Source organism: Streptomyces sp. T028 (assembly GCF_048159505.1).
Classification (GTDB): domain Bacteria; phylum Actinomycetota; class Actinomycetes; order Streptomycetales; family Streptomycetaceae; genus Streptomyces.
Genome location: NZ_JBLRVZ010000072.1, coordinates 25841 through 48828, shown reverse-complemented (window position 1 = coordinate 48828; position 22988 = coordinate 25841). Strand labels below are relative to the sequence as shown.

The following is a 22988-nucleotide window of genomic DNA, read 5'->3' as shown; positions in this document are numbered from 1 at the left end:
GCGGGTATGCGGGGCTATTCGCGGGGACCGGCCAGGTGTCCCGAGGCGCGCAGTTCGTCGCGGTGTGTCTCCCACTCGCCGACCAGCCGGGGCAGGCGCTCGGCGAGGAACTCGGCCAGCGCGACCATCTCCTCCAGCGGGGCGCGGCGCTCCGGCGGGGCGTCGGCGAGGAGGTCCAACCCCTCCCGGAACAGCGCGGCATGTTCGTGGTGGAGGGAGGCGTCGAAGTTCTGCGGCTGCCGGCTGTCCGGGTTCAGGCTCACTCGGTCCATGCGCTCACCCGCGGTGCGAGTGCGCCGGGCCATCCCGTAGGTCTCGAGCAGTTTGACCGCGCCGGTGATGGCGCTGCGGCTCGCCAGCAGGGCTTCGCCCAGCTCGTCGATCGTCTGCTGGGGCGGATCGCAGACGAGGAGGTGGCCGAGCAGGCGTCCGGCCATGGGTGGGAAGCCGTACTGACGGGCGTAGAAGCGCCCGACGTGGTCGGCGAAGAGCAGTTGGGCGTCGTTCGGCGGCACGCTTTCAAAGGTATCACCTTCGACTGAGATGACAGTTATTTGTGTCATCTAGAGCGCCCCGGTCAACGCGATCAGGAGAGCCCGGATGCCCTCAGGACCGCTCGGGCGGTCTCGTCGTCGATCCGTTGGCCGAGCTGTGCCAGGACGTCCGCGCCGTGGCGGAGCGTGCCGCGTTCGATGGAGCGGTGGACGCCGGTGTCGAGTTCGTGCCAGATCAGGGGGTTGGCGGCGAGGACGCGGGGGTCGAGTTCCAGGCGCCCGCCGTGGGCGTCGCGCAGGATCAGATGGGAGGAGACATCGCCGTACTGCCGTACGGCCACCAGCGCGTCCGTGCGCACGATCTGCCTGCGCCAGGTGGTGTGTACCGCCAGCCAGCCGGGGCCCGCGCTCACCCGGTGCGGCAGCAGGACGGCGAAGAGGGTGGCGGACAGGGTCAGCCACAGCAGGGCCCGCGGGAGCGTCAGGCTGCCCGCGTCCCAGTCCACGAGCAGGGAAAGGGTGCAGAACACCAGGGTGCAGGTCGCAGCCAGCCGGGCGCTGCCGCGCCAGTGGCGGTCGCCGGCCGGGGCCCGTGGGTCCGTCCGAGTCATGTCGCTGACGCTAGGCGGCTGTGCGGGGCCGGGTGAGTGTCGCTTACGGGGTCCTGACGCCGTACGGGCGAATCCTGACGGGATCCTTACGCGGGCGCCGGATTCAGCCGGTATGGACGCGGGGCCGGCGGGGAACCAGCGGGTGAGCGGTGGCAGGTGAGGTGGTGACCGTTCGATCTGCGGTCAGTTCGGCGGTACGACGCTGATGACGACGTTGCCGATCTTCCGTCCGGTCTCGACATACCGGTAGGCGTCGACGATCTGCTCCAACGGGTACCGTCGGTCGATGACCGGCCTGAACTCGCCCGCCTCGATCAGGTCCCGGAAGTACCGCACCATCTCCTGATCCTGCCGCGGGAAAGGGAACTTCACCTTCCTGCCGCGGAACAGGGGCGTGACGAGCGGCAGGAGCAGGTTCTGCCACCCGGGGCCCAGCTCCGAGGACAGATACACGCCGCCGGGTTTCAACAGTCGTCTGCAGCGGCCGAACGTGCTCTTGCCGACCGCGTCGAACACCGCGTCGTAGCTCTGCTCGTCCCTGGTGAAGTCCTGCGCCGTGTAGTCGACGACCCGGTCCGCGCCCAGGCCCTTGACCAGCTCCAGGTGCGCCGTGTCGCACACTGCGGTCACGGTGGCCCCGCGGTGCTTCAGCAGCTGTACCGCCGCCGAGCCGATGGCGCCGGTCGCGCCGTGGACGAGGACGTCCTGGCCGGCTTGGACGCCCGCTGTCCTGATGAACGCCAGCGCGTAGTGCGAGCCCTCGGTACCGGGAGCGGCCTCCTCGAAGGTCGCGTCCCGCGGCATGGTTGCGATGGCGCCGCCCTGCGGAACCGACAGGTACTCGGCATGCGTGCCGAACGAGCCCTCGTTGTACCCGAACACCCGGTCGCCGACCGTGAAGGAGGTGACGCCGCCGCCGACCGCTTCCACCACTCCCGCGTACTCGGTGCCGAGCACGGTACGCCGCGGTCGGGCAAGGCCGGTCAGGATGCGCATGAAGAACGGCCTGGCGGCCCGGTAGGCACAGTCCGTCCGGTTGACCGTCGCCGCGTGCACCTTGACGAGAACGTCATGGTCCCCGATCGAGGGCTTGTCCACCTCGGCGATGCGGACCACGTCCGGCGGCCCGTACCGGCTGTGCGCCGCTGCCTTCATGAGCGAAGCCTAGTGGCAGTGCTCCTTGCTCCACACCGGCTGGGCAGTGGAGCTCGCGCCCCATGCCACAGACGGTCGGGTTGTCTCGTCTCAGGTCCCAGGAGACCCTGGGATGGGGAAGGTGATGGTCATGCGGGTGTTCGTGGCCGGCGGGAGCGGGGCCATGGGGCGGCGGCTGGTGCCGCAGCTCGTGGCCAGGGGGCATCAGGTGACGGCTACGACGACGAGCGCGGCCAAGCTGGGCCTGCTGCAGCAGCTCGGCGCGAAGGGCGTCGTGATGGACGGCCTGGATGCGAAGTCGGTCGGTGAGGCGGTGGCCCGGACCCGGCCGGAGGCGATCGTGCATGAGATGACCGCGATCTCCGGCAAGCCCGACATGCGGCACCCCGACCGGTTCTTCGCCACCACCAACCGGCTGCGCGTCGAGGGCACGGACCATCTGCTGGCCGCCGCCGAGGCGACCGGCGTATCCCACGTCGTCGTGCAGGGTTTCGCGCAGAGCTACCGGCCCGGCACCGGGCTGCTGACCGAGGAGGACCCGATCGACCCGGGCACTGCGACGATGGCGCGCAGAATCTCGGTGGGCGTCATGCACATCGAGGACGTGGTGGGCAAGGCCGGCGGCACGGTCCTGCGCTACGGCGGGTTCTACGGGCCCGGCGCCAGTGACGACGTGGTCGCGTTCGTGCGCAAGCGGAAGTTCCCGCTCGTCGGGGACGGCACCGGCTACAACTCGTGGGTGCACCTCGACGACGCGGCGAGTGCCACCGTCCTGGCCGTGGAGCAGCAGGCGACGGGCGTGTTCAACATCGTCGACGACGAGCCCGCTCAGGTCCGCGAGTGGCTGCCGTATCTGGCTGCGTGCGCGGGGGCGAAGCGCCCGAGGCGGGTCCCCAAGTGGCTGGCGAAGTTGCTGGCCGGGGAATTCGCGGTGACCCTGATGACCGAGGGCCGCGGCTTCTCCAACGCCAAGGCCAAGCGGGAACTCGGCTGGGAGCTGCGCTACCCCTCGTGGCGCCAGGGCTTCCGGGAAATCCTTGGGTGACGTGGAGCCAAAGGCCGTCGAGCAGGGCGACGTCACGGAGCAGGTGGCGCTTGGGCAGCAGCACGGCGGTGTTGGTGAGGGTGGACGTCCCCTCGATCTTCGCTCCGCTTGTGGTGTGGTCCTTGGGCCACAGTCCCTTGTCGGCCTGGCGGGCCTGCTGCGCGGCCGAGGTCAGCTCCTGGCGCAGGTCGACGAACAGCTTGCGGTAGAAGGTGGGATAGGCCAGGCCCTCGGCGAGCTGGTGGTCATTGGCCGTGGCGCGCAGATGCTGCGGGGTGACGGTGAGGAATGTGCCGCTGCGGCTGGGAGCGTCACTGCCGCGGCCGGCGAGGGCGACACAGCGGCCGTGGACGTCCGCGCTGCGGGTGAGGATGTAGCCGGGCCGGGAGGCGGGGCTTGCGTCGGTGACGATGCCGTTGCTGTTGTGCTGGACGTCCTTGAAGCCCAGCCAGGACAGCAGTTCGTCTGCGGCCTGGCCGGCGATCGGGGCGGGCCGGGCTGGTGCAGTTCGGGGCCGCGGGGCGGGCGGTAGTGGGTCTCCAGGGTATCGATGCCGTCGAGCCGGAGCTGAGCGCCGCCGCTGCGGTTGCGCCGTACCCGTCGCCCGCGCAGCAGGTCCCACTCGTCGGGATTGTCGGGGTAGAAGCGGACGGAGTCCCCGTCGGGACTTGCTCCGACAATCTTGTACGTGCCTTTGATCAGCAGCATCGGCATGACAGCTCTCCTCGCGGTCGCCAACTTCACACGGTCGCAGGCCGACTTCACTGTGACCGGTTGCCCGAGGGATGGCCGTGCGTCATGCCCAGAGGCGTACGAGGCCCATGCAAACAGGGGATTCCGGAGTCAGGCAGATGTCCGGCACTGCGGTCACCCGGGCACGGCGCCCGGCCGCGTGCCTTCGCTGGAGGAACCGCTCCTCCTGCCACTGGAGGCACTGCTGCGTATGAGCCCGCTCACCGGCCGGGTCCTGAGAAAGGCGGTGGGGATCTGCGAGAACCGGCGTTGTGCGCGCACACGAACCGGCGAGCGCGGCGCAGGCCACTGGCCCATGGACCGCCTCGAGCGAGGCGGTCAGGAATCCCCGTCAGTGGTCGAGTCGTCGTAGGGCTCCGGGAGGCCGAGTTGCTGAAGCCAACCGGTCGAACCGGAACGGACGCAGTACTTCCGGTCGCTGCCCGGTGCGGACGTACTCGGCCAGCTTGTGGCCGGTGACCGGGCCGAGGGTAATGCCGAGCATGCCGTGGCCGGTCGCCGCGTAAGCGTTGTCGTGGCCGGGGACGCGGTCGACCACCGGGAGCCCGTCGGGCAGGAAGGGGCGCCCGCCCACCCACGGGTCGCGGATCAGGGCAACCAGGTCGTCGGGGTCGTCGAACCAGTTGCCCAGGTAGTGCCGGCTGGCGAGGGCGACTGCGACGATCCGGCGCCAGTCGAGCCGGTTGTTGTTGCCGCTCAGCTCCATCGTGCCGCCGATGCGCGTGGTGGCGCCGATGGGGGAGGCCACGGCCCGGCGCTCACCGAAGTACAGCGTGTGCCGGGGCGCGGGGTCGAGGTCGACCGAGAAACTGTAGCCCTTGCCCGCCTGGAGGGGCAGCGGCTGCCCGAGGAGGCCGAGCAGGGCGGGGGAACGCATACCGGCGGCGATGACGACGGCTTTGCAGGGGATCTCGCCCTGGCTGGTGCGCAGCGCCGTCACCCGTCCTGCGGCCGTGCGGAACCCGGTGACCTCCGCGTGCTCGTGGACCTTCACCCCGGAGGCGGCCAGCGCCTCGCCGAGCCCGCGGGCGAACGCCTCCGGATCGACCACGCCCTCGCCTTCGACGAGATACGCCGCCCGTACCTCGGGCGACAGTGCGTCGTCCAGCAGCCGGGCCTCGTCGCCCGTGGTCACGTCGTCCGGAAGTTGGTAGCGGCCGTCCGCCATTTCCCGCTGGACGGCGAGGTGACGGCGGGCCTGGGCCGCCGACAGGAAGGCGTGCACCATGCCGGGTCGGGTCAGAGTCGTCTCCACGCCCGCCTCGCGCAACCCGTCGAAGAGGTGGAAGGTGTCACGGTTCAGCTCGGCGATCGCCGCGTACCCGCGCCGGAACGCGGCCGGCGTACTGCTGCGCCAGAACCGCCACAACCACCGTACGAACGCGGGGTCCGGCAAGGGCCGCAGATACAGTGGCGAGTCGGGACGGCCCAGCGAGCGCAGCGCGTAGCGCACCATACCCGGCGCCGGGACGGGTGTGGAGTGACTGAGACAGACCCAGCCCGCGTTGCCCCGCGACACGCCGGAGCCCAGGTCCCGGCGTTCCACCACCTCGACCGACAGCCCGGCCGCCGCCAGATAGTACGCCGTGCACAGTCCGACCACACCGCCGCCGACCACCACGACGGGCCCGTCACCGACCGGCCCGCTCATGACCCGGTCCCGTACGCGGCGAGGAACGCCCGGGTCCGGGCGTGGGACGGGTGGTCCAGAACGTCCCGGGGCGCACCCTCCTCCACGATCCGGCCGCCGTCGACGAAGACGACACGGTCGGACACCTCGCGGGCGAACGGCAGTTCATGCGTGACCAGCAGCATCGTCATGCCCTCCGCGGCCAACTCCCGCATCACGCCCAGCACTTCGCGGGTGGACTCCGGGTCCAGGGAGGAGGTCGGTTCGTCGAACAGCAGAACCTCCGGCTTCAGCGCCAGCGCGCGGGCGATGGCGACCCGCTGCTGCTCACCGCCGGAGAGCTGCTCGGGCTGCGCCAGGCCCCGATGGGCCACACCGACCCGGCGCAGCAGCGTCACGGCCCGCTCCAGCGCCTCCTGCTCCGGTACGCCCGCCTTGCGCTGCGCGAGGACGACGTTCTCCACGGCCGTCAGATGGGGGAAGAGGTTGAACTTCTGGAAGACCATGCCGACCGTGCGCCGCAGCCGCGGCAGATCGCGGCAGACGGTCCGGCCCCGACTGTGGACCACCTCGCCGGCCACCTCGACCGTGCCGCCATCGGGCTTCTCGAGCAGGTTGACGCAGCGCATCAGGGTCGTCTTGCCGCCGCCGCTCTGCCCGATGACGCTGACGATCCGGCCACGGCCGACCTCCAGGTGCACGTCGTCGAGGACGAGCCTGCCGTCGAAGGACTTGCTCAGCCCTTCGATCCGTACGACCGCCTCGGCGGCGGCGCGTCCGACGGCCTTCTCGGTGGTGACGGGCTCGGTCATACGGCCGCCTCCTTTCGTGGGGCAGGGGCGCCCAGGTCGGCCGCGAGCAACGCGCGTGCCGCCCGCACCCGGCGCCGCCGCCACGGGGACAGCGGGACACCGGCCCGCACCTTGCGCTCCAGCAGCAGCAGAAGCTGGGAGAGCGGGTAGCACAGCACGAAGTAGAGGGCGGAGACGACCAGGTACACCTCCAGCGCCCGGAACGTCGCCGAGGTGATCAGCCGCCCCTCCGACATCAGCTCCGCAGCCGACACGGTCACCAGCAGGGACGTCGACTTCAGCAGGTCGACCAGCATGGTGTTGGTGCCGGGCAGTGCCTGGCGAACTGCTTGCGGCAGGACGACGTGGACGAAGATGCCCGCCCTGCCGATGCCCAGCGCCTCCCCGGCCTCCGTCTGTCCGCCGTGCACCCCGCTGATCGCGGCACGGAAGATCTCGGACAGGTAGGCCGCGTAGAACACGATCAGCGACAGACACCCCGCGCTGAACACGTCCAGCCGGATGCCGGCGGAGGCCAGGCCGAAGTAGGTCAGGAAGATGATGGCCAGCAGCGGGACGTTCTTGAACACCTCGGTGTAGACCGCGGCCACTGCCCGCAGGGGCCAGGCCCTGCTCAGCCTCAGCAGCGCCACGGCCAGGCCGAGGAGCACCGCGCCGACGAAACTGACCGCGGTGTACGACACCGTACGGCCGAGCGCGTCGACGAGATCGCCGCGGTAGTCGGACCAGGGCACTTGGAGAAGACCGGACATGTCAGACCCTCACTGTCCGATGGCCGGCGGGTTCCAGCTGCCCGGCCGGTCCACTCCACGTCGCGCGGTGGCGACGTCCGCGGCCGGCTTCAGGAACTGCTCGGGGTCGCCGCCGTACTTCTTCACGAGCTTGGTCATCTCACCGCTGCGATACATGGCGTCGATCTCCTTGGAGATCGCCTGCTCCAGCTTGGTGGCCTTCTTGGGCAGGTAGAAGCCGGTCTGGTAGGGCTGGAAGTACGCGAAGGCGGGCTGCTGCCTGACCTCGCTCGCGGTCGGCGGGGTCAGGTACTCGGTGGTGATCTTCAGATCGGGGCGCTGCTTCTGCGCCGCGATGATGATCAGCGGGTCGAGGAAACCGACGTCGATACGGCCCGCGCCGAGGTCGTCGAACACGCCGTTGGCGTCCGGGTAGGCGTGCAGCTTCGCCTTGGGCACCGCCTGGATCGACTTGACCCACACATAGCCCTCGACCGTGCCCAGGTTCAGGCCACCGAGGTCGCCGACCGTCCTGTACGTCTTGCCGTCGCGGACGGCCATCGCGGGCGGCGAGTAGTACGGCGGGTCGGTGAACAGCCCCTGCTTCTGCCGGTCGGCGGACCAGGCGACACCGCCGACGGTGATGTCGACACGGTGCGACTGCACACCCGCAAGCATGCCGGCGAAGTCCGTGACCTGCGGCTTGATCTCCAGGCCCAGCTTCTTGGCGATATACGTGAGGATGTCTCCGTCCAGACCGACGATCTTGCCGCCCTGGAGTGAGGTGTACGGCGCGTACGGCTGGACGGCCACCTTCAGGACACCGGGCGTGAGCGTGCCCAGCGCGGCGGTCTTCGCGGACACATTCGTGGGAGCGTCGTCGTCACCGGAACCACAGGCAGCCGTCAGGGACATCAGGACCGTCGCAGCCAGGGCGACGCAGAGTGAGCGAACACGGAACATGGGCTGAGCCCTTCCGTCGCAGGGCGGGGTGGGATTGGGCCCATACGTTAGGGATCACCCCGCCCCGCGTCACTGTTCACTTCGTATGAATGTCTGGCCGAAATCGCGCGCCACCCTGTACGGTCCGTCCAACCCAGTCACGCTCCCCCGACGGGAGGACCGACCGTGCTGAGCCCCTCGCTCGCCCAGGAGATCGCCGGGGACACCTCCGCCGTCATCGGTTACAACGTGCTCATCACCGACGCCGACGGCGTGGTCATCGGCAGCGGCGACCGCAGCCGCGTCGGCAGCTTCCACGAGGCGTCCGTCGAGGTCATGCGCACCAAGGAAGCCGCCACACACAACGCCTCCCAGGCCCAGCTGCTCCGCGGAGTGCGGCCCGGCGTCACCCTGCCGCTGGTCGCGGGCGGTCAGGCGGTCGGGACCGTCGGCATCACCGGCACCCCCGCGCAGGTGCGACGCTTCGGACTGCTCGTCAAACGCCAGACCGAGATCCTCCTGAGGGAATCGGTCATGCTCCGCTCCCGACTGCTCGCCGAACGGGCCGCCGAGAAGCTCCTGGCCGACCTCGCCTCCTACGACCCCCAGGTCATCGAGGCCGACAGCCTCGTCTTCCGAGCCGCGGACCTCGGCTTCGACCTGCGCCTGCTCCGGATCGCGGTGGCCTTCGAGGTGACCGCGCCGCCCCGCGCCCCGCGCCGGGACATCGCACTGGTCCGCTCCGAAATCCTGCGCACGGTCCGCGAGGTGTTCGCCGACCCGCAGGACATCGTCGCCGCCACCGCCCCCGGCCGGATCGGCGTCCTGCACCGGCTCACCCCCCGCCGCCCCGTGGACTCCGTCACCCTCGACTGCCGCAGGATCATCGACGCCCTCGCTGCCCAGGACGGTCTCGCCGCCCGCGCGGGCATCGGCGAGCCGGCCACGACCGTCGGCGGTCTGCACGGCTCCTACCAGGACGCCTGCGAGGCGCTCCGCCTCGGCGCGCGCCGCCCTGACGGCCCGCTCGTCCACCCCATCGGTGAACTACGGGTCCACCAGCTCCTCGCGGCGGTCGGCCAGCCTGCCCGCACCCGTCTCCTCGACTCCACCACAGCCCAGCTGCGTGCCCAGCCGGACTGGCCGACCTTGCGCGACACGATCACCGCCTGGTGCGAGAGCGGCTTCAACCTGGTCCGCACCGCGGATGCCCTGCACATCCACCGCAACACGGTCGTCTACCGCATGAACAAGATCGAACAGCTCACCGGCCGCCCCCTGCGCGACCACCACACCACGCTTGCCCTCTACCTCGCCTGCCTGACGGACCACATGACGACCCCGACGGACTGACGCCCCTCTGCCCCGTCCGAAGAGCACGACCACGGAGGCCGCCTCCCCATCGGCCGACGCACGGCTCCCCGCCCGCGGATGGCCGCCGGAGCCGGGCACGGCCGGGTGCGGCGTCGACTCCGCGCAGTCGACCACCGTCCGACCGCGCGAGCTGATGCGTTCTTCGAACTTCCGACGCGCTGCGGTACGGGGACGGGCCGACCCGCGCTGGATGCACGAGCCGGGGGTGGTACGCGCCACCTCTCCTGTCGCAGAGTTGAACACGTTCAACGAGTCTGACATGGGCTGGGAAAACGTCGAGGGGACCCGTGTGGTGCTCCGCAAAGACGGAACGGCTCTTGTCGAAAAGCTCGACGGGCGGGACTTCGACTTCGAGGACGGCTGGCGCCTCTCCGGCACGGGAACCTGGCAACTGACTGACGACGACGGTGGACAGGTCGTCCGACTCGCGCTGACAGCCCGGACCCGAGTGGAGAGCCGTTCCCCCGCGACGGCCACTGAGACCTCGGCTCCTGAACCCCCATCGACATACGCGTGGTCCTTCTATGTGGATCGCGATCAGCACGACGAGTTGAAGCTGTTCTTCTTCTACGGCGATCCCGGCATCGGGAACACATACGTGATGACGCGTGAGATGGGGTCATAGCCATTCGTTGAGCGCGGGCAAGCTGGGCCGGAGGAGCCGGCGTGACCCGGGTGGAGGAGTTCGCGGAGTTGCGGCCCCCCTGCTGTTGTCGATCGTCTACCGGATCCTCGGCGGCGTGAGCGATGCCGAGGGCGCGGTACGGGGACCTGGCTGCGCTGATTTTCTATGCATGTGCCCGAGTGGAGGAATTTGTCCGCGTAGATCATATTGAACGGAGAGATGTCCAACGCGAGGATCGAGAGTCATATGCGTATTCACGCTTCGTTGCGTAGACCGGCGGCCCCTGCGGCCTTGGCGGCTGCCGTGCTGCTGACCGCGAGCGCGTGCGCTGGTTCCGCCAGCGGCTCCGACTCCGGCGAGGGCGGTGTGGAGGGAGACCTGTCCGGCACCGTCCGGGTGGACGGCTCCAGCACGGTGGCCCCGCTCACCACGGCGGCGGCCCAGCTGTTCCAGGGGGAGAACCCCGGAGTCAAGGTGACGGTGGGCACCTCCGGTACGGGCGGTGGATTCGAGAAGTTCTGCGCGGGCGAGACCGACATCAACGATGCCTCGCGTCCGATCGAGGACGACGAGAAGGCGGCCTGCCAGAAGAACGACATCTCGTACGCGCAGCTCCAGATCGCCAACGACGGGCTGTCGGTCGTCGTGAACAAGGACAACGACTGGGCGCAGTGCCTGACCGTCGCACAGTTGAAGAAGATCTGGGAACCCGGCTCCAAGGTCGACAACTGGAACCAGGTCGATTCCAGGTTCCCGGACCAGGAGCTGGAGCTCTTCGGCCCGGGCACCGACTCGGGCACCTTCGACTACTTCACCGAGACGATCAACGGTGAGGAGGGCGCCTCCCGTACGGACTACTCGCCGAGTGAGGACGACAACGTCACCGTGCAGGGCGTGTCCGGCTCCAAGGGCGGCATGGGCTACTTCGGCCTGTCGTACTACGAGGAGAACAAGGACAAGCTGAAGGTCGTGAAGATCAACGGCGGTGACGGCTGCGTAGAGCCGACCACCAAGACCGTGCAGAACGGCAGCTACAAGCCGCTGTCGAGGCCGCTGTTCATCTACCCGAAGGGGTCCTCGCTGGACAAGGCACAGGTCGAGGCGTTCGTCGACTTCTACGTCGAGAACAACGCCGACATCGCCGAGAAGGCCCAGTTCGTGCCCCTGAACAGTCAGCAGGAGAGCGCGCTGAACGAGGACTGGAACAAACTGAAGGAGCAGCACCAGTCATGATCTCCAGGCGTAGCGGGCCCACGGCCGCCCGGGGAAGCCCCGGCTTCCTCGGGCGGTCCCAGCCGCGCTACGGGGAGAAGGCCGTCAGGGTGGTGCTGGTCGCCGCGTCGCTGGTCTCCGTGCTGACCACCGTCGGCATCGTCATCGCGCTCATCCCGCCCGCCGCCGAGTTCTTCGGCAAGGTGAGCTTCGGCGACTTCATCACCGGCACCGACTGGTCGCCGCTGTTCAAGCCGCCGCACTTCGGCGTCCTGCCCCTGGTCACCGGCACGCTGATGGTCACCCTGATCGCGCTGCTGGTCGCCGTACCGCTGGGGCTGGGCGCGGCGGTGTACCTGAGCGAGTACGCCAGGCCCGGGGTCCGTGCGTTCTTCAAGCCGATCCTGGAGGTCCTCGCCGGCATCCCCACCGTCGTGTACGGCTTCTTCGCGCTGCAGGCCGTCACCCCGCTGCTGCAGGACATCTGGCCCGGCGGCGAAGGTCCGGAGGTGTTCAACGCGCTCTCGGCGGGCTTCGTCATGGGCATCATGATCGTCCCGACCATCGCCTCGCTCTCCGAGGACGCCATGAACGCCGTACCCAACGACCTGCGTGACGGCGCCTATGCCCTCGGATCGTCCCGTATGCAGGTCTCCACCCGGGTGGTCTTCCCGGCCGCGCTCTCCGGCATCGTCGCCGCCATCGTGCTCGGCGTCTCCCGCGCGATCGGCGAGACGCTGATCGTCGCGATCGCCGCCGGCGGCCGCCCCAACCTGTCCTTCAACCCCCTCGAAGGCATGCAGACGATGACCGCGTTCATCGCCGCCGCCGGCATCGGCGACCTGCCGACCGGCTCCATCGGCTACCAGACGATCTTCGCCGTGGGCGCGCTGCTCTTCGTCATGACGCTGGTGATGAACCTGGTCAGCATTCGCCTGGTCCGCAGGTACCGGCAGGTGTACGAGTGATGGGCACCCCCATGGCCGACAAGGCACCGCAGGCCGGTGTCCCGGAGGAGCGACGGCTCCGGGGTGACGGCACTCCCTGGCGGGAGCGGCTGTTCCAGCTCGGTCTGTGGGCCTCGCTCTCCGTCGCCGTCGTCTTCCTCGGCTGCCTGCTCGTGTACATCGTGGTGAAGGCGTGGCCCCGGCTGGACACCCGGATCGTGACCCACTTCCCCGACATCATCGACCCGTCCAACGCCGGCGCCCAGTCGGCGATCATGGGCACCATCTGGGTGATCGGCTTCACCGCGCTGTACTGCCTGCCGGTCGGCATCCTCACCGCCATCCACCTGGAGGAGTACGCCGATCCGAAGCGCTGGTGGAACCGCGCGATCGAGATCAACATCCAGAACCTGGCGGCGGTCCCGTCGATCGTCTACGGCATCCTCGGGCTCGGCATCATCTCCCGCGGCCTCGGCTTCGGACAGACCGTGCTCACCGCCTCGCTCACGCTGTCGCTCCTGGTACTGCCCACGGTGATCATCGCCTCGCGGGAGGCGATCCGGGCCGTACCGCCGTCGATCCGCGAGGCGTCGCTGGCGCTGGGCGCCACCCAGTGGCAGACCATCTGGCGCCAGGTCCTGCCCGCGGCCGTGCCCGGCATGGCCACCGGCTCGATCCTCGCCCTGTCCCGGGCCATCGGCGAGGCAGCCCCGCTGCTGCTGCTCGGCGGGCTGACCTTCATCACCTTCAACCCGACCGGCCCGGACAGTGCCTTCACCGTGCTGCCGATCCAGATCTTCAACTGGATCAGCCAGTCCCGCGCCGAGTTCGTCTCACTCGCCGCCGCCGCGATCGTGATCCTCATGGTGATCCTGCTGGCCATGAACTCCCTGGCCATCTGGCTCCGCAACCACTACTCCCACCGCTGGTGACCGCGCCATGACCGCACAGCCCTCTCCACCCTCGCAACCCTCCCGACGCCTTCAGCGTCTTCGCCGACGGGTCTTCCAGTCCTCGCGAACGGCCGCCGAGATCCCGCCCTCGGAGATCCCCGAAGCCGCTGAAGCCGCTGAAGCCGCCGACGCCGCCGAGGCCACCAGTGGCACGACCTCCCCGCAGGTCTCCTTCCGCGACGCGCCGCCGTTGACCAGCCCGGTCTTCGAGGTCGGCAGCCTGTCGGTGTTCTACGGCGACCACGAGGCGCTCCGCGACGTCAACATGACCATCGGCGACCGCCAGATCACCGCGATGATCGGCCCCTCCGGCTGCGGAAAGTCCACCATGATCCGCTGCTTCAACCGGATGAACGACCTCATCCCCACCGCCCGCGTCACCGGGAAGATCCGCTACCACAACGAAAACCTGTACGGCAGGGACGTCGACCCGATCGAGGTGCGCCGCCGTATCGGCATGGTCTTCCAGAAGCCCAACCCGTTCCCCAAGTCGATCTACGACAACATCGCGTACGGGCCCAGAGTGGGCGCCTTCAAGGGAAACCTCGACGACCTGGTCGAGGAGACGCTCACCCACGCCGCGCTGTGGGACGAGGTCAAGGACAAGCTCAAGACCTCGGCGCTCGCCCTGTCCGGCGGCCAGCAGCAGCGGCTGTGCATCGCCCGCACCATCGCGGTCAAGCCCGAGGTGATCCTCATGGACGAACCCTGCTCGGCCCTCGACCCGATCGCCACCGCGAAGATCGAGGACCTCATGGAGCACCTGGCCCAGGAGTTCACCATCGTCGTCGTCACCCACAACATGCAGCAGGCCGCCCGGGTCTCGCACCGCACCGCCTTCTTCACCGCGGTCGTCGACGACGACGGCGAACGCCACGGCCGGCTCGTCGAGTACGACGAGACCGAGCGGATCTTCTCCACCCCCTCCGACCAGCGCACCGAGGACTACATCTCGGGCCGATTCGGCTGATGACCCCCGGATCCGAGGACAGCAAGGCGCTGGTCACGCGGTCGTCAGCAGGCCGTGAGACGCTGCGGCGATGGACATGACGGCCTTGGCCCGCACACTGCTGGAGCCGATACCGGCGCATCGTACGGCCGGTATCGAGGTGCTCCTGGCTGTCGGCGGTGCGGCCGAGGTCGCGACGGAGACGCCGCAGGCGCTGACGAACGTCATCGGTTCGCTCCACTCCGGTGGGCCCATGGCCCTGCTCGACGCGGGTGTCGGCAAGACTCGTGCAACCAGGTACAGGTACACCCGTTTGAGTTTCCGCCGGCCCGACAGCTGATCCAGCTCGTCCCCGACCGGTGTCAGGTCCCAACGAGCTCGTCCTCGTCCAGCACGCAACGCTGACCTGGGCGCGTTCACCGAGCTCACGCCGACCCGGTACGTGGAAGTCCGGCGGCGGTTCCTGCGCGAACATCCCGGCCACGTGCTGGACGGCTGGCCGCTGCCGGCCGATTGATTTCCCACAGGAGCGACAGCTCACGACACGTTAGTTTGAGGCACCCCACAGCAGAGGAGAGCCCCGTGGGCAAGGTGGTCATGTACAGCACGGTGTCGGTGGACGGCTTCATCGCGGACGAGAACGACCAGCCCGGACCGCTGTTCGACTGGTTGACCAGCGGTGACGTCCCGCTGGACGAGAGCGGCGCGCTAAAGGTGTCGCAGACGTCCTACGACTACACCCGGCCGTACTGGGACCAGATCGGGGCGACGATCGCCGGCCGCCACGTCTTCGACATGACGGACGGCTGGGACGGGAAGCCTCCGAGCGGGATCGACCACGTGGTCGTCGTGACGCACCGGCCGGCGCCCGAGGGCTGGGACCCCGAGGCGCCGTTTCACTTCGTCGACGGCGTCGAGGCAGCCGTGGCCAAGGCGCAGGAGCTTGCGGGTGACCGCCTGGTCGAGGTCGCCGCCGGCGACGTCGGTGGCCAGGTGCTTGCAGCAGGCCTGGTCGACGAGGTGCGCATGGACGTCGTACCCGTGGTGTTCGGGTCCGGCAAGCGCTACTTCGGGTCGGTCGACGCGCAGCACCTGTTGGAGGATCCTGACGTGGTGATTCAGGGCAACCGGGTGCTTCACCTGCGCTATCGGGTGCGCCGTTGACCGATCTGAGCGGTACGCGAAGAAATCCACTGCGAACGGTGACACAAGATCGGGCCTCCGGCTGCGTTCGCGAACCGCACTGATGGTCACTCGAGGATCGTCGACCGAGTGATCGTCGATGCGGAACAGGACGGTCCCGGCCGACATGGAGCGGGAGCATGACGGTTCGACGCGGCACCGTTGGGTCGCGGGCGTGCTTGAGCAGTTGCTGGCGGAGCCGCACGAGGGACCTGCGCACCCGCCGGAGTCCTTCTCCAGGGTGATACCTGCGGCACATCGGAACGAACACCGTCTCGGTGCCGGCCAAGAACCCACATCGTCCCCTGAGCGCCGCCGGGATGCAGCGACGTGCGGCTCTTGCTGCGTTTTTGGACACGTGCAGTGAGGACGCGCTCATCGAGCAGGTGCAGTCGTTGGCTGGGGGCGGGCGCTCTCGTGGATCACGAGAGCGCGCAGAAACGTGCGCGATTACGAAAGGCTCATCTCCCGCGGTGAGGACCACATCACCGGAGGCGGCACCCGGGCGGTTCCGTACCGGTGACCTCGGGCCTGCTGGCGATGCGGGGCTGGCTGCTCGCCGAGCAGATCACCGTGGTCGGCATGGAGGCCACCGGCGTGTACTGGAAGCCGGCCCTCGGCAGCAACGACTCCCCGATCGAAGGCGTCGCGAACCGGAGGCCATTCTGACTACCCGTCAGGCCGCTACGCTCGAGACAGGCGCCGTGATCAGTGGAATTGGAGAACCGCAACTGGAGTACCAGGGGGACGGGTTCTCCTGCGCGAGGGTCGGGGCCGATGACACGGAGGGGCCATCGGTCGGGGAGTTCCCCGGTGGCGCAAAGGCGCCATGGCGCAAGAGCGACGGCGTCGGCCTCTTTAGCGAGGAGAAGCCCGGCAAGAGTATCGGGGTCCACTCTTGGCAGCGCTTGAGGAGTCGTCTTGCCCAAGATTCTCGTCCCCCGGTCCGGGCCGATCGCGCTCATCGTGGTCGCCGCCCTGGCGCTCGGGGTCATGCCGGCCACCGCCGCGATATCCGCGGACCCGGCCGGCCGTGTGCAGCCCACCGCCGCCCACCAGGCACCCGGAGGCGCCGGCACACACACCGTCACCCTGATCACCGGCGACAAGGTGACGATCGGCACCGCCGCCGACGGCACCGCCGTCCGGTCCTTCAAGGGCGTCAACGGAACCACCACAGGTTTCCACCGCGCCGTCGTCGACGGAGCCGACTACGTCTATCCCGACGCCGTACTGCCGTACGTCACCGCCGGGAAGCTGGACAAGCAGCTGTTCAACGTCACCCAGCTGATCGCCGACGGTTACGACGACGCGCACACCACCCGGCTGCCGCTGATCGTCCGTTACACCGACGCCGCCGCGCGGTCCCGGACCCAGCCGAAGATGGCCGGCTCGACCGTCGTCCGCCGCCTGGACAGCATCCAGGGCGCGGCTGTCACGCAGAACCGCGCGCAGGCCGAGGCGTTCTGGTCCGCACTCACCGGTGGATCCGGCGCGGCCGCCCGGTCGGCGCACCCCGCCTTCGCGGGCGGTGTCGCCAAGGTCTGGCTCGACGGCAAGGTGAAGGCCGCCCTGGCCGACTCGACCGCCCAGATCGGCGCGGAGAAGGTCTGGGCGGAGGGCGACACCGGCAAGGACGTGAAGGTCGCGGTGCTCGACACGGGTGTGGACACCGAACACCCTGACCTTGCCGGGCAGGTGGACGCCACCGCCAGCTTCATCCCGGAAGAGCCGGAGATCACCGACTTCCACGGGCACGGCACCCACACTGCGTCGACGGTCGCGGGGACCGGCAGCGCCTCCGACGGCAAGGAGCGGGGTGTCGCCCCCGGCGCTCGGCTGGAGATCGGCAAGGTGCTCAACGGCCGTGGCAGCGGCCAGGAGTCGTGGATCATCGCGGGCATGGAGTGGGCCGCGCGGGACCGGCAGGCCAAGATCGTCAGCATGAGCCTGGGCGGCGGTGGCGACGCCACCGATCCGATGAGCCAGGCGGTCGACGAGCTCAGCCGCGAGACCGGCGCGCTGTTCGTCATCGCGGCGGGCAACGAAGGCCCGCAGTCCATCGGCAGCCCCGGCGCCGCGGACTTGGCGCTGACCGTCGGTGCCGTGGACTCCTCGGACCACCTCGCCGGCTTCTCCAGCACGGGCCCCCGCGGCACAGACGCCGGGCTGAAGCCCGAGATCACCGCACCGGGCGTCGACATCCTGGCGGCCCGCTCCCAGTACGGGGAGGGCTCCGGGTACTACACGACGATGAGCGGCACGTCCATGGCGACGCCGCACGTCGCGGGCGCCGCCGCGCTGCTGGCCGCCGCCCACCCCGACTGGACCGGCCAGCAGCTGAAGGAGGCGCTGGTCAGCAGCGCCAAGGCCACGCCGTCGTACACCCCCTACGAGGCAGGCAGCGGCCGGGTCGACGCCCTGGCGGCGGCGCACAGCACGGTCTTCGCGACAGCGAGCGCCTTCTCCGGCTTCCACCCGTGGCCCCAGAATCCCGGTGGGACCGACGTCCGGAAGGTGACCTACACCAACACCGGCGACGCTCCGGTCACTCTGGACCTGGCGATCGACTCCACCGCCCCGGCGGGGCTGTTCACCCTCTCCGACAGCCGGGTGACCGTTCCCGCGCACGACACCGCGGTGGTCTCCCTGACCGCGGACCTGGACCGGCTGTCGGCAGGCCAGGCGATCAGCGGCGTGATCACCGGTACGGACGACAGCGGCGTGGTCCGTGCCCGCACCCTGATCGGCGTCGCCAAGGAGGAGCAGCGGCAGAACCTGACCATCGTCGCGAAGGACCGGCTGGGCCGGCCGCTCTCGGGCCACGCCGTCGTCATCTCGGAGCACACTCTGACGGCGGTCGAGCTCGACGGCTCCGGCACCGGCACGACGCGGCTGCCCGCCGGCGACTACAGCGGATGGCTCATCTCTGACGTACAGGGTGCCAACGGGCCCCACTCGCGGGGTATGGCGCTGCTCGGCTTCACCGACGTGACGCTGGATCAGGACCGCACCGTCACCCTGGACGGGCGGAAGGCCCGCCAGATCCTGGCGCGCGTGCCGAAGCAGGGCACTCCTGTCGCGCCGCGGCTGGACGTACGGCGGACGTGGGCCGACGGCTCCTTCGAGACCTCCATGCTGCCCGACCCCTCGTACGACAGCCTCTGGGCGCTGCCGACCGGCAAGAAGGTCACCGACGGTGAGTTCGAGGTCGGCGCCCGCTTCCGCCTCGAGCAGCCTGCGCTGACCGTGGGCACGCGGACGGAGGAATTCGCCGACCCGCTCGTCAAGCGCGCGGCCACGCCGCTGCCGGCCGGCACCCGGACCCTGACCGCGGTCTACTCCGGTGACGGTTCCGCCGGGGAGCTCGCCCGGCACAGTGTGCGGGGCAAGGCCGTGGTGGTGCGGGGCAGCAACTCCGCCGGGATCCAAGCGCAGGCGGAAGCCGCCGCGGCAGCGGGCGCGCAGGTGCTGCTGGTCGTCAACGACGGTATCGGCCGCATGCAACCCTGGGACGAGACGGCCTGGAGCCCCGAGAGCCCGGCTCCGCTGACGGTGGCGACCCTCAACGCCGACCAGGGCGCCGACCTGATTGCCGCGCTTCAGCGGGGCGATGACAAGCTGAAGGTCACCTCGCACCCCACCACCGACTACCTCTACGACGTGGTCCACCACTGGTCCGGCGCGGTCCCCGCGGACCCGACCTGGCGTGTGGAGCGGAGCGACCTCGGCCGGGTGAACGTCTCGTTCCGCAACTACCGGCCGGGCAAGGCGATGGAGTTCCGTACCGACGTCTGGCGCGGCTGGACGGTCTCCAACCAGGTGACGGCCCCCGCCCAGGGGGAGCGCACCGACTGGGTCACCGCCGACGCGGAATGGGTCGAGGACGCGATTATCGCTTCCGAGACCATGCAACACTCGATCGGCGTCCTGCACTACCCGGCCGGGAAGACCGCCGAGGTTCGCTGGTTCGGACCGATCCAACGGCCCCGGATGGGTCCGATGGGCTATCAGCCGGTGCGCTACCTCGACGGGATGTACATCACCGCGCCCAGCTGGGGTGACTCCGGCAGCGGCCACGTCGGCCAGGCGCACGGCAACTCCGCCGTCAAGGACTGGATGTCGCTCTACCAGGGAGACCGGCAGCTCAACTGGGGCAACAACGAGTGGCTTGCGGTCACCGGGCTCGCCCCCGAGCGGCTGCCCTACCGCCTGGTGCTCGACAACGACCGGGGGTCCTGGGCCAACCCGTACTCCCGGCACACCCTGACCGAGTGGAACTTCACCTCCGCCGCCGGCGGAGCCGACGCGGCCGACGCCCTGCCGCTGATCCAGCTCGACTACGGGGTCGACACCGACAGGGCCGGCCGGGCCGACCGGCGCACCACACTGACGGTGACCCCCTCGCACCTGCCCGGCACAACGGCCGCCATCGGGAAGCCCTCCCTCGAGGTCTCCTACGACGACGGCAAGACCTGGCAGCGGGCCGACCTGACCCGCGACGGTGCCGGATGGCGGACGGGCCTGCACGCGCCCAAGTCCGCCGGCTTCGCCACCCTCCGGGTCACCGCCCGGGACAGCGCCGGCAACGACGTCTCGCAGACCATCACCCGGGCCTTCGGCCTGCGCTGACGTCATCTCACACAGCACCAAGCACGGGCGGGGCCGCAGCCGGCGGTCCCGCCCGTCGGCGCCCTGGGTGAGCTGGTGCACCCGGGTCGGCGCCGAGAGCGCGGGACTCGTTGTGATCTTGGAAGGCCCCGAGATAGTGACCGAGGCAGCTCGAGGCTATCGGTGAGGCAGCCGACGAGGTCGGCGCTCAGCTCGCCTCTCTTGCCGCTGGCGACCCCTGATCGCGCCGCTTGCCTATGACATGTCTGACTGAAGTGTCTCGATCACACGGTGTCGGACGTTGGGCCTTCGGGACGGCGAAACGACCGTCGCCTCGACCGCGGCGGCGACCGGCAGGCCAACGCCGCGCTCCACCGCATCGTGTTCACCCGCCTGCCCGTCGACGCGCGTACCCAGGACTACTACGAGCGCCGCATCCAGGAGGGCAAGACCCGGCGCGAAATCGTGCGTTGCCCTCAAACGCTACGCGGCCCGGGAGGTCTTCCACCTGGCAAACAGCTACAGTCGGCACCCTGCTGATAGGGGCTGTTGTGGCAGATGAGAGGCTCGGACGGACCGTCCGTGGGCGTCCGGTCCTGGACGGGCAGTCAGAACGCGCCCCGTTCCTGTCTGCTCACGGTCGCCGTCGACTGCTGCCCCTCCGGTGAGCACCGTGTCCTGGCGCGAGTCCCCTACCGCGAAGCCGCCGAGCGGTTTCGCTTCTGGCTGGCCGAGACGGCCCCCGCCGTGGCCGCCGCGGCCGGCCCCGACCGCCTGGACGGCCTCCCCGCCCAGTCCCGGCCCGTCATCGCGGACACCAGCGGCGAGGAGCTAGAACTGTTTTGAGCGGGCACCGGAACCCGGGGGGCTCAGACAGCTTCTCAGGCCGGCTCAGGTGCGTATTCAAGTCCCACGTGGATGGCCTTGTTGAACGCCCACTGGCACTCGGTGAGTTCGCCGCCTCGCGGCTTCTTTGACAGCGACGGAAGCCGGGCCGGGGTTCTCATGGCTCAGGTCGGGCAGGTGACCGACTGCAAAAACCGGGCCCCTGGTTCGAGCCGCGTGGGCCCTGCGCCGCTCGAACAGCCGATCCCTCCCCGTCCACTGCGTGTGTTGAAGTGACGGCGGCAGCTGACCTGCAGCCCGGAGGCATCAACGGAGCGACAAAGAACCATACTTGACATGCGGGGACAGCCCGTGATGGCTCGGCAGCGGGAGAGGCAGCAGCACGGTGAGCAGCGGCAGCAAGGGGCTGGGGAAGGTCGAGGTACGGCTGAAGTGGGACCCGAGTCCCTTGGGTCAGCCGCCTCATCACCTCGACATCATCGCGGCGACCTACTCGGCGGAAGCGCCGTGCGGGCGGCCGGTCTACATCGTCCACTACGACAGCCGCTCGCCGGACGGCACCATCAACATGAGCCGGCACAGCCAGACCGGTCAGGGCTTCGGCTACGTCGAGGCGATGACTTTGGAACTCGACCGCCTCGCCCCCTCCTTCGCCCGCGTGGTCGTAGGGGTGGCGATCCACCAGAGCAGCGGGCCCAAGACCTTCGGTGACCTGTCGAACGCCGGAGTCCTCGTCGTCGAGGGGTACACGGATTTACTGAAGGACGACTTCGCGCAGATCGCCGGATCAACCGCCGGCACCGTCGTGGAGTTCACCAGGGACGGTTCCGGAGTCTGGGAGTTCCACGAAATGGTCCGCGGGTTCGACAGCGACCCGGTGGCCTTCAGTGTGGAGATGGGCTCGACCCCGTCGCTCTGAGGGGGGTGCCTCTATGTCTTTCGTCAAGCGAGGTGTGGGGTTCTGGGTTCGTAGAAGGTGCCGTCGCGGCGCCTTTCCTCTGGCCCGGCATTTGTCGTAGTAGGTGCGGGAGGCGGGATCGTGCAGGGCGGCGAACGCGGACAGGAACATCGCGCGTTTGAGTTGCCGGTTGCCGCCTCTGGGCGCGTGTTCGCCGTGGATCGAGGTTCCCGACGACCTGTGGTCGGGGCGAGGCCGGCGTAGGAGGCCAGGTGGGCGGCGGTGGGGAAGCTGGTGCCGTCGCCGACAGTGACCAGCAAGGTGGCGGCGGTCCTGACCGCGACCCCCGGAATCGAGGTCAGGACCGCGGAAAGAGGGTGAGCCTCCAGCAGTTGCCCGATCTGTGCTTCCAGGGCCCGGCGCTGTTCGTGGACGGCCGCGAGCGAGCGGGCCAGGGACGGGATCACGAGGTCGAGGGTGCCGGTTCCCGGGACCACCACGGTCTGCTCATCGAGTGCGTCGAAGACCTCGTCGATCAGCCGGATGGCCCTGCGCGGGGCCTTGGGGCGGATCACCTCGAGGAGCCTGCGGCGGCCGGCCTTTCGCAAGCTGGCCGGGGATCCGTGGCGTTCCAGGAGCCAGGTCACCGCGGGGTGGTCCAGGTGCGGGCCGAGGACGCGTTCCAGGCTGGGGTGGAACTGGGTGAGCAGGCCGCGTATCCGGTTGGAGGTGCGGGTGGCCTCGGCCGCCAGGTCCTGGTCGAAGCCCACCAGAACGGTCAGCTCGGCGGTGATCTCGTCGGTCAGCTGGAGCGAGCGCAGGGTGTGCGGCATGGTCCGGGCCGCGTCGGCGATCACCGCGGCATCCTTGGCGTCGGTCTTCGCCTCGCCCGGGTAGAGGTCGGCGATCCGCCGCATCGAGAGTACGGGCAGGTAGGCGACCTTGCAGTCGGCGTCCCGGGCGACGGTCAGGGGCAGGGCGCCGATGGAGGCGGGCTGGTCCACGATCACCAGCACGGTGCCGAACTTCGCGGCCTTGTCGAAGACGGCCCGCAGCTTGGGCTCGCTGTTGGGCAGCTGCTTGTCGAAGACTTTCTTGCCGGCCGGAGTCGGCCCATGCCCGTGGTGGGCGCTCTTGCCGACGTCCAGGCCGAGGAAGACGCCACGTCGTCGATGTCGTCCAACCCATCCTCCCGAGCGGGGTTCGTGCGGTGGACGC

The 22988-nt window shown here is 69.5% G+C and carries 20 protein-coding genes and 1 pseudogene; 13 read left to right on the top strand and 8 right to left on the bottom strand.

Features of this window, described 5'->3' with window-relative positions:
- Window positions 1–14 precede the first annotated feature (14 nt).
- The 3 genes from ACLZN2_RS47140 to ACLZN2_RS47130 all read right to left on the bottom strand — a co-directional run bounded on the left by ACLZN2_RS47140 (window position 15) and on the right by ACLZN2_RS47130 (window position 2260).
- A complete protein-coding gene (locus ACLZN2_RS47140) occupies window positions 15–515 on the bottom strand; it encodes a GbsR/MarR family transcriptional regulator (protein ID WP_416986218.1) in 501 nt (166 codons plus the stop codon).
- Between the two features lie 71 nt (window positions 516–586).
- Entirely contained in the window at window positions 587–1105 is a 519-nt protein-coding gene (locus ACLZN2_RS47135; protein WP_416986217.1) for a hypothetical protein, read from the bottom strand.
- Between the two features lie 183 nt (window positions 1106–1288).
- On the bottom strand, window positions 1289–2260 hold the full coding sequence (locus ACLZN2_RS47130; RefSeq protein WP_416986216.1) for an NAD(P)-dependent alcohol dehydrogenase: 972 nt from the start codon (window positions 2258–2260) through the stop codon (window positions 1289–1291).
- 112 nt (window positions 2261–2372) lie between these two features.
- Between ACLZN2_RS47130 and ACLZN2_RS47125 the strand changes: the two genes are divergently transcribed.
- On the top strand, window positions 2373–3305 hold the full coding sequence (locus ACLZN2_RS47125) for an NAD-dependent epimerase/dehydratase family protein (protein ID WP_416986215.1): 933 nt from the start codon (window positions 2373–2375) through the stop codon (window positions 3303–3305).
- Window positions 3306–4389: 1084 nt separating this feature from the next.
- On the opposite strand, the gene ACLZN2_RS47120 is transcribed toward ACLZN2_RS47125, so the two are convergent.
- Genes ACLZN2_RS47120 through ACLZN2_RS47105 form a run of 4 tightly spaced genes read right to left on the bottom strand, consistent with a single transcriptional unit; the run spans window position 4390 to window position 8095 of the window.
- The gene (locus ACLZN2_RS47120; RefSeq protein WP_416986214.1) at window positions 4390–5709 is read right to left on the bottom strand and encodes an NAD(P)/FAD-dependent oxidoreductase; all 1320 of its coding nucleotides are present in this window, start codon (window positions 5707–5709) and stop codon (window positions 4390–4392) included.
- Entirely contained in the window at window positions 5706–6500 is a 795-nt protein-coding gene (locus ACLZN2_RS47115; RefSeq protein ID WP_416986213.1) for an amino acid ABC transporter ATP-binding protein, read from the bottom strand. The genes ACLZN2_RS47120 and ACLZN2_RS47115 overlap by 4 nt, the downstream gene beginning before the upstream one ends.
- Window positions 6497–7252: an amino acid ABC transporter permease gene (locus ACLZN2_RS47110; protein ID WP_416986212.1), complete on the bottom strand. Its 756-nt coding sequence runs from the start codon at window positions 7250–7252 to the stop codon at window positions 6497–6499. Before ACLZN2_RS47110 ends, ACLZN2_RS47115 begins: the two co-directional genes overlap by 4 nt.
- Before the next feature lie 9 nt (window positions 7253–7261).
- Entirely contained in the window at window positions 7262–8095 is an 834-nt protein-coding gene (locus ACLZN2_RS47105; protein ID WP_416986211.1) for a substrate-binding periplasmic protein, read from the bottom strand.
- A 264-nt stretch (window positions 8096–8359) separates the two neighbouring features.
- Between ACLZN2_RS47105 and ACLZN2_RS47100 the strand changes: the two genes are divergently transcribed.
- The 12 genes from ACLZN2_RS47100 to ACLZN2_RS47045 all read left to right on the top strand — a co-directional run bounded on the left by ACLZN2_RS47100 (window position 8360) and on the right by ACLZN2_RS47045 (window position 21791).
- Window positions 8360–9526, top strand: coding sequence for a CdaR family transcriptional regulator (locus ACLZN2_RS47100; RefSeq protein ID WP_416986210.1), 1167 nt, complete (start codon window positions 8360–8362; stop codon window positions 9524–9526).
- A 256-nt stretch (window positions 9527–9782) separates the two neighbouring features.
- Window positions 9783–10172, top strand: a complete 390-nt coding sequence (locus tag ACLZN2_RS47095) for a hypothetical protein (RefSeq protein WP_416986209.1) — start codon at window positions 9783–9785, stop codon at window positions 10170–10172.
- A 291-nt stretch (window positions 10173–10463) separates the two neighbouring features.
- On the top strand, window positions 10464–11405 hold the full coding sequence (locus ACLZN2_RS47090) for a PstS family phosphate ABC transporter substrate-binding protein (protein WP_416986208.1): 942 nt from the start codon (window positions 10464–10466) through the stop codon (window positions 11403–11405).
- Window positions 11402–12352, top strand: a complete 951-nt coding sequence (gene pstC, locus ACLZN2_RS47085; RefSeq protein WP_416986207.1) for a phosphate ABC transporter permease subunit PstC — start codon at window positions 11402–11404, stop codon at window positions 12350–12352. Before ACLZN2_RS47090 ends, pstC begins: the two co-directional genes overlap by 4 nt.
- Window positions 12352–13263 carry a phosphate ABC transporter permease PstA gene (pstA, locus tag ACLZN2_RS47080; RefSeq protein ID WP_416986206.1) on the top strand — a complete coding sequence of 304 codons (912 nt, stop codon included), beginning with the start codon at window positions 12352–12354 and terminating at the stop codon, window positions 13261–13263. Before pstC ends, pstA begins: the two co-directional genes overlap by 1 nt.
- A 7-nt stretch (window positions 13264–13270) precedes the next feature.
- Complete coding sequence (pstB, locus tag ACLZN2_RS47075; protein ID WP_416986205.1) at window positions 13271–14254, top strand: phosphate ABC transporter ATP-binding protein PstB; 984 nt, start codon at window positions 13271–13273, stop codon at window positions 14252–14254.
- Window positions 14255–14324: 70 nt separating this feature from the next.
- Entirely contained in the window at window positions 14325–14573 is a 249-nt protein-coding gene (locus tag ACLZN2_RS47070) for a hypothetical protein (RefSeq protein ID WP_416986204.1), read from the top strand.
- Window positions 14574–14815: 242 nt separating this feature from the next.
- A complete protein-coding gene (locus tag ACLZN2_RS47065) occupies window positions 14816–15397 on the top strand; it encodes a dihydrofolate reductase family protein (protein ID WP_416986203.1) in 582 nt (193 codons plus the stop codon).
- 537 nt (window positions 15398–15934) lie between these two features.
- Window positions 15935–16084, top strand: coding sequence for a hypothetical protein (locus ACLZN2_RS47060; RefSeq protein ID WP_416986202.1), 150 nt, complete (start codon window positions 15935–15937; stop codon window positions 16082–16084).
- A gap of 252 nt (window positions 16085–16336) precedes the next feature.
- Window positions 16337–20047: a S8 family serine peptidase gene (locus ACLZN2_RS47055; RefSeq protein WP_416986201.1), complete on the top strand. Its 3711-nt coding sequence runs from the start codon at window positions 16337–16339 to the stop codon at window positions 20045–20047.
- A gap of 537 nt (window positions 20048–20584) precedes the next feature.
- Window positions 20585–20872, top strand: coding sequence for a hypothetical protein (locus tag ACLZN2_RS47050; RefSeq protein WP_416986200.1), 288 nt, complete (start codon window positions 20585–20587; stop codon window positions 20870–20872).
- A 385-nt stretch (window positions 20873–21257) separates the two neighbouring features.
- Window positions 21258–21791, top strand: a complete 534-nt coding sequence (locus tag ACLZN2_RS47045; protein WP_416986199.1) for a TerD family protein — start codon at window positions 21258–21260, stop codon at window positions 21789–21791.
- A gap of 23 nt (window positions 21792–21814) precedes the next feature.
- On the opposite strand, the pseudogene ACLZN2_RS47040 reads toward ACLZN2_RS47045, so the two are convergent.
- A pseudogene (locus ACLZN2_RS47040) lies at window positions 21815–22918 on the bottom strand (IS110 family transposase).
- Window positions 22919–22988: the final 70 nt, after the last annotated feature.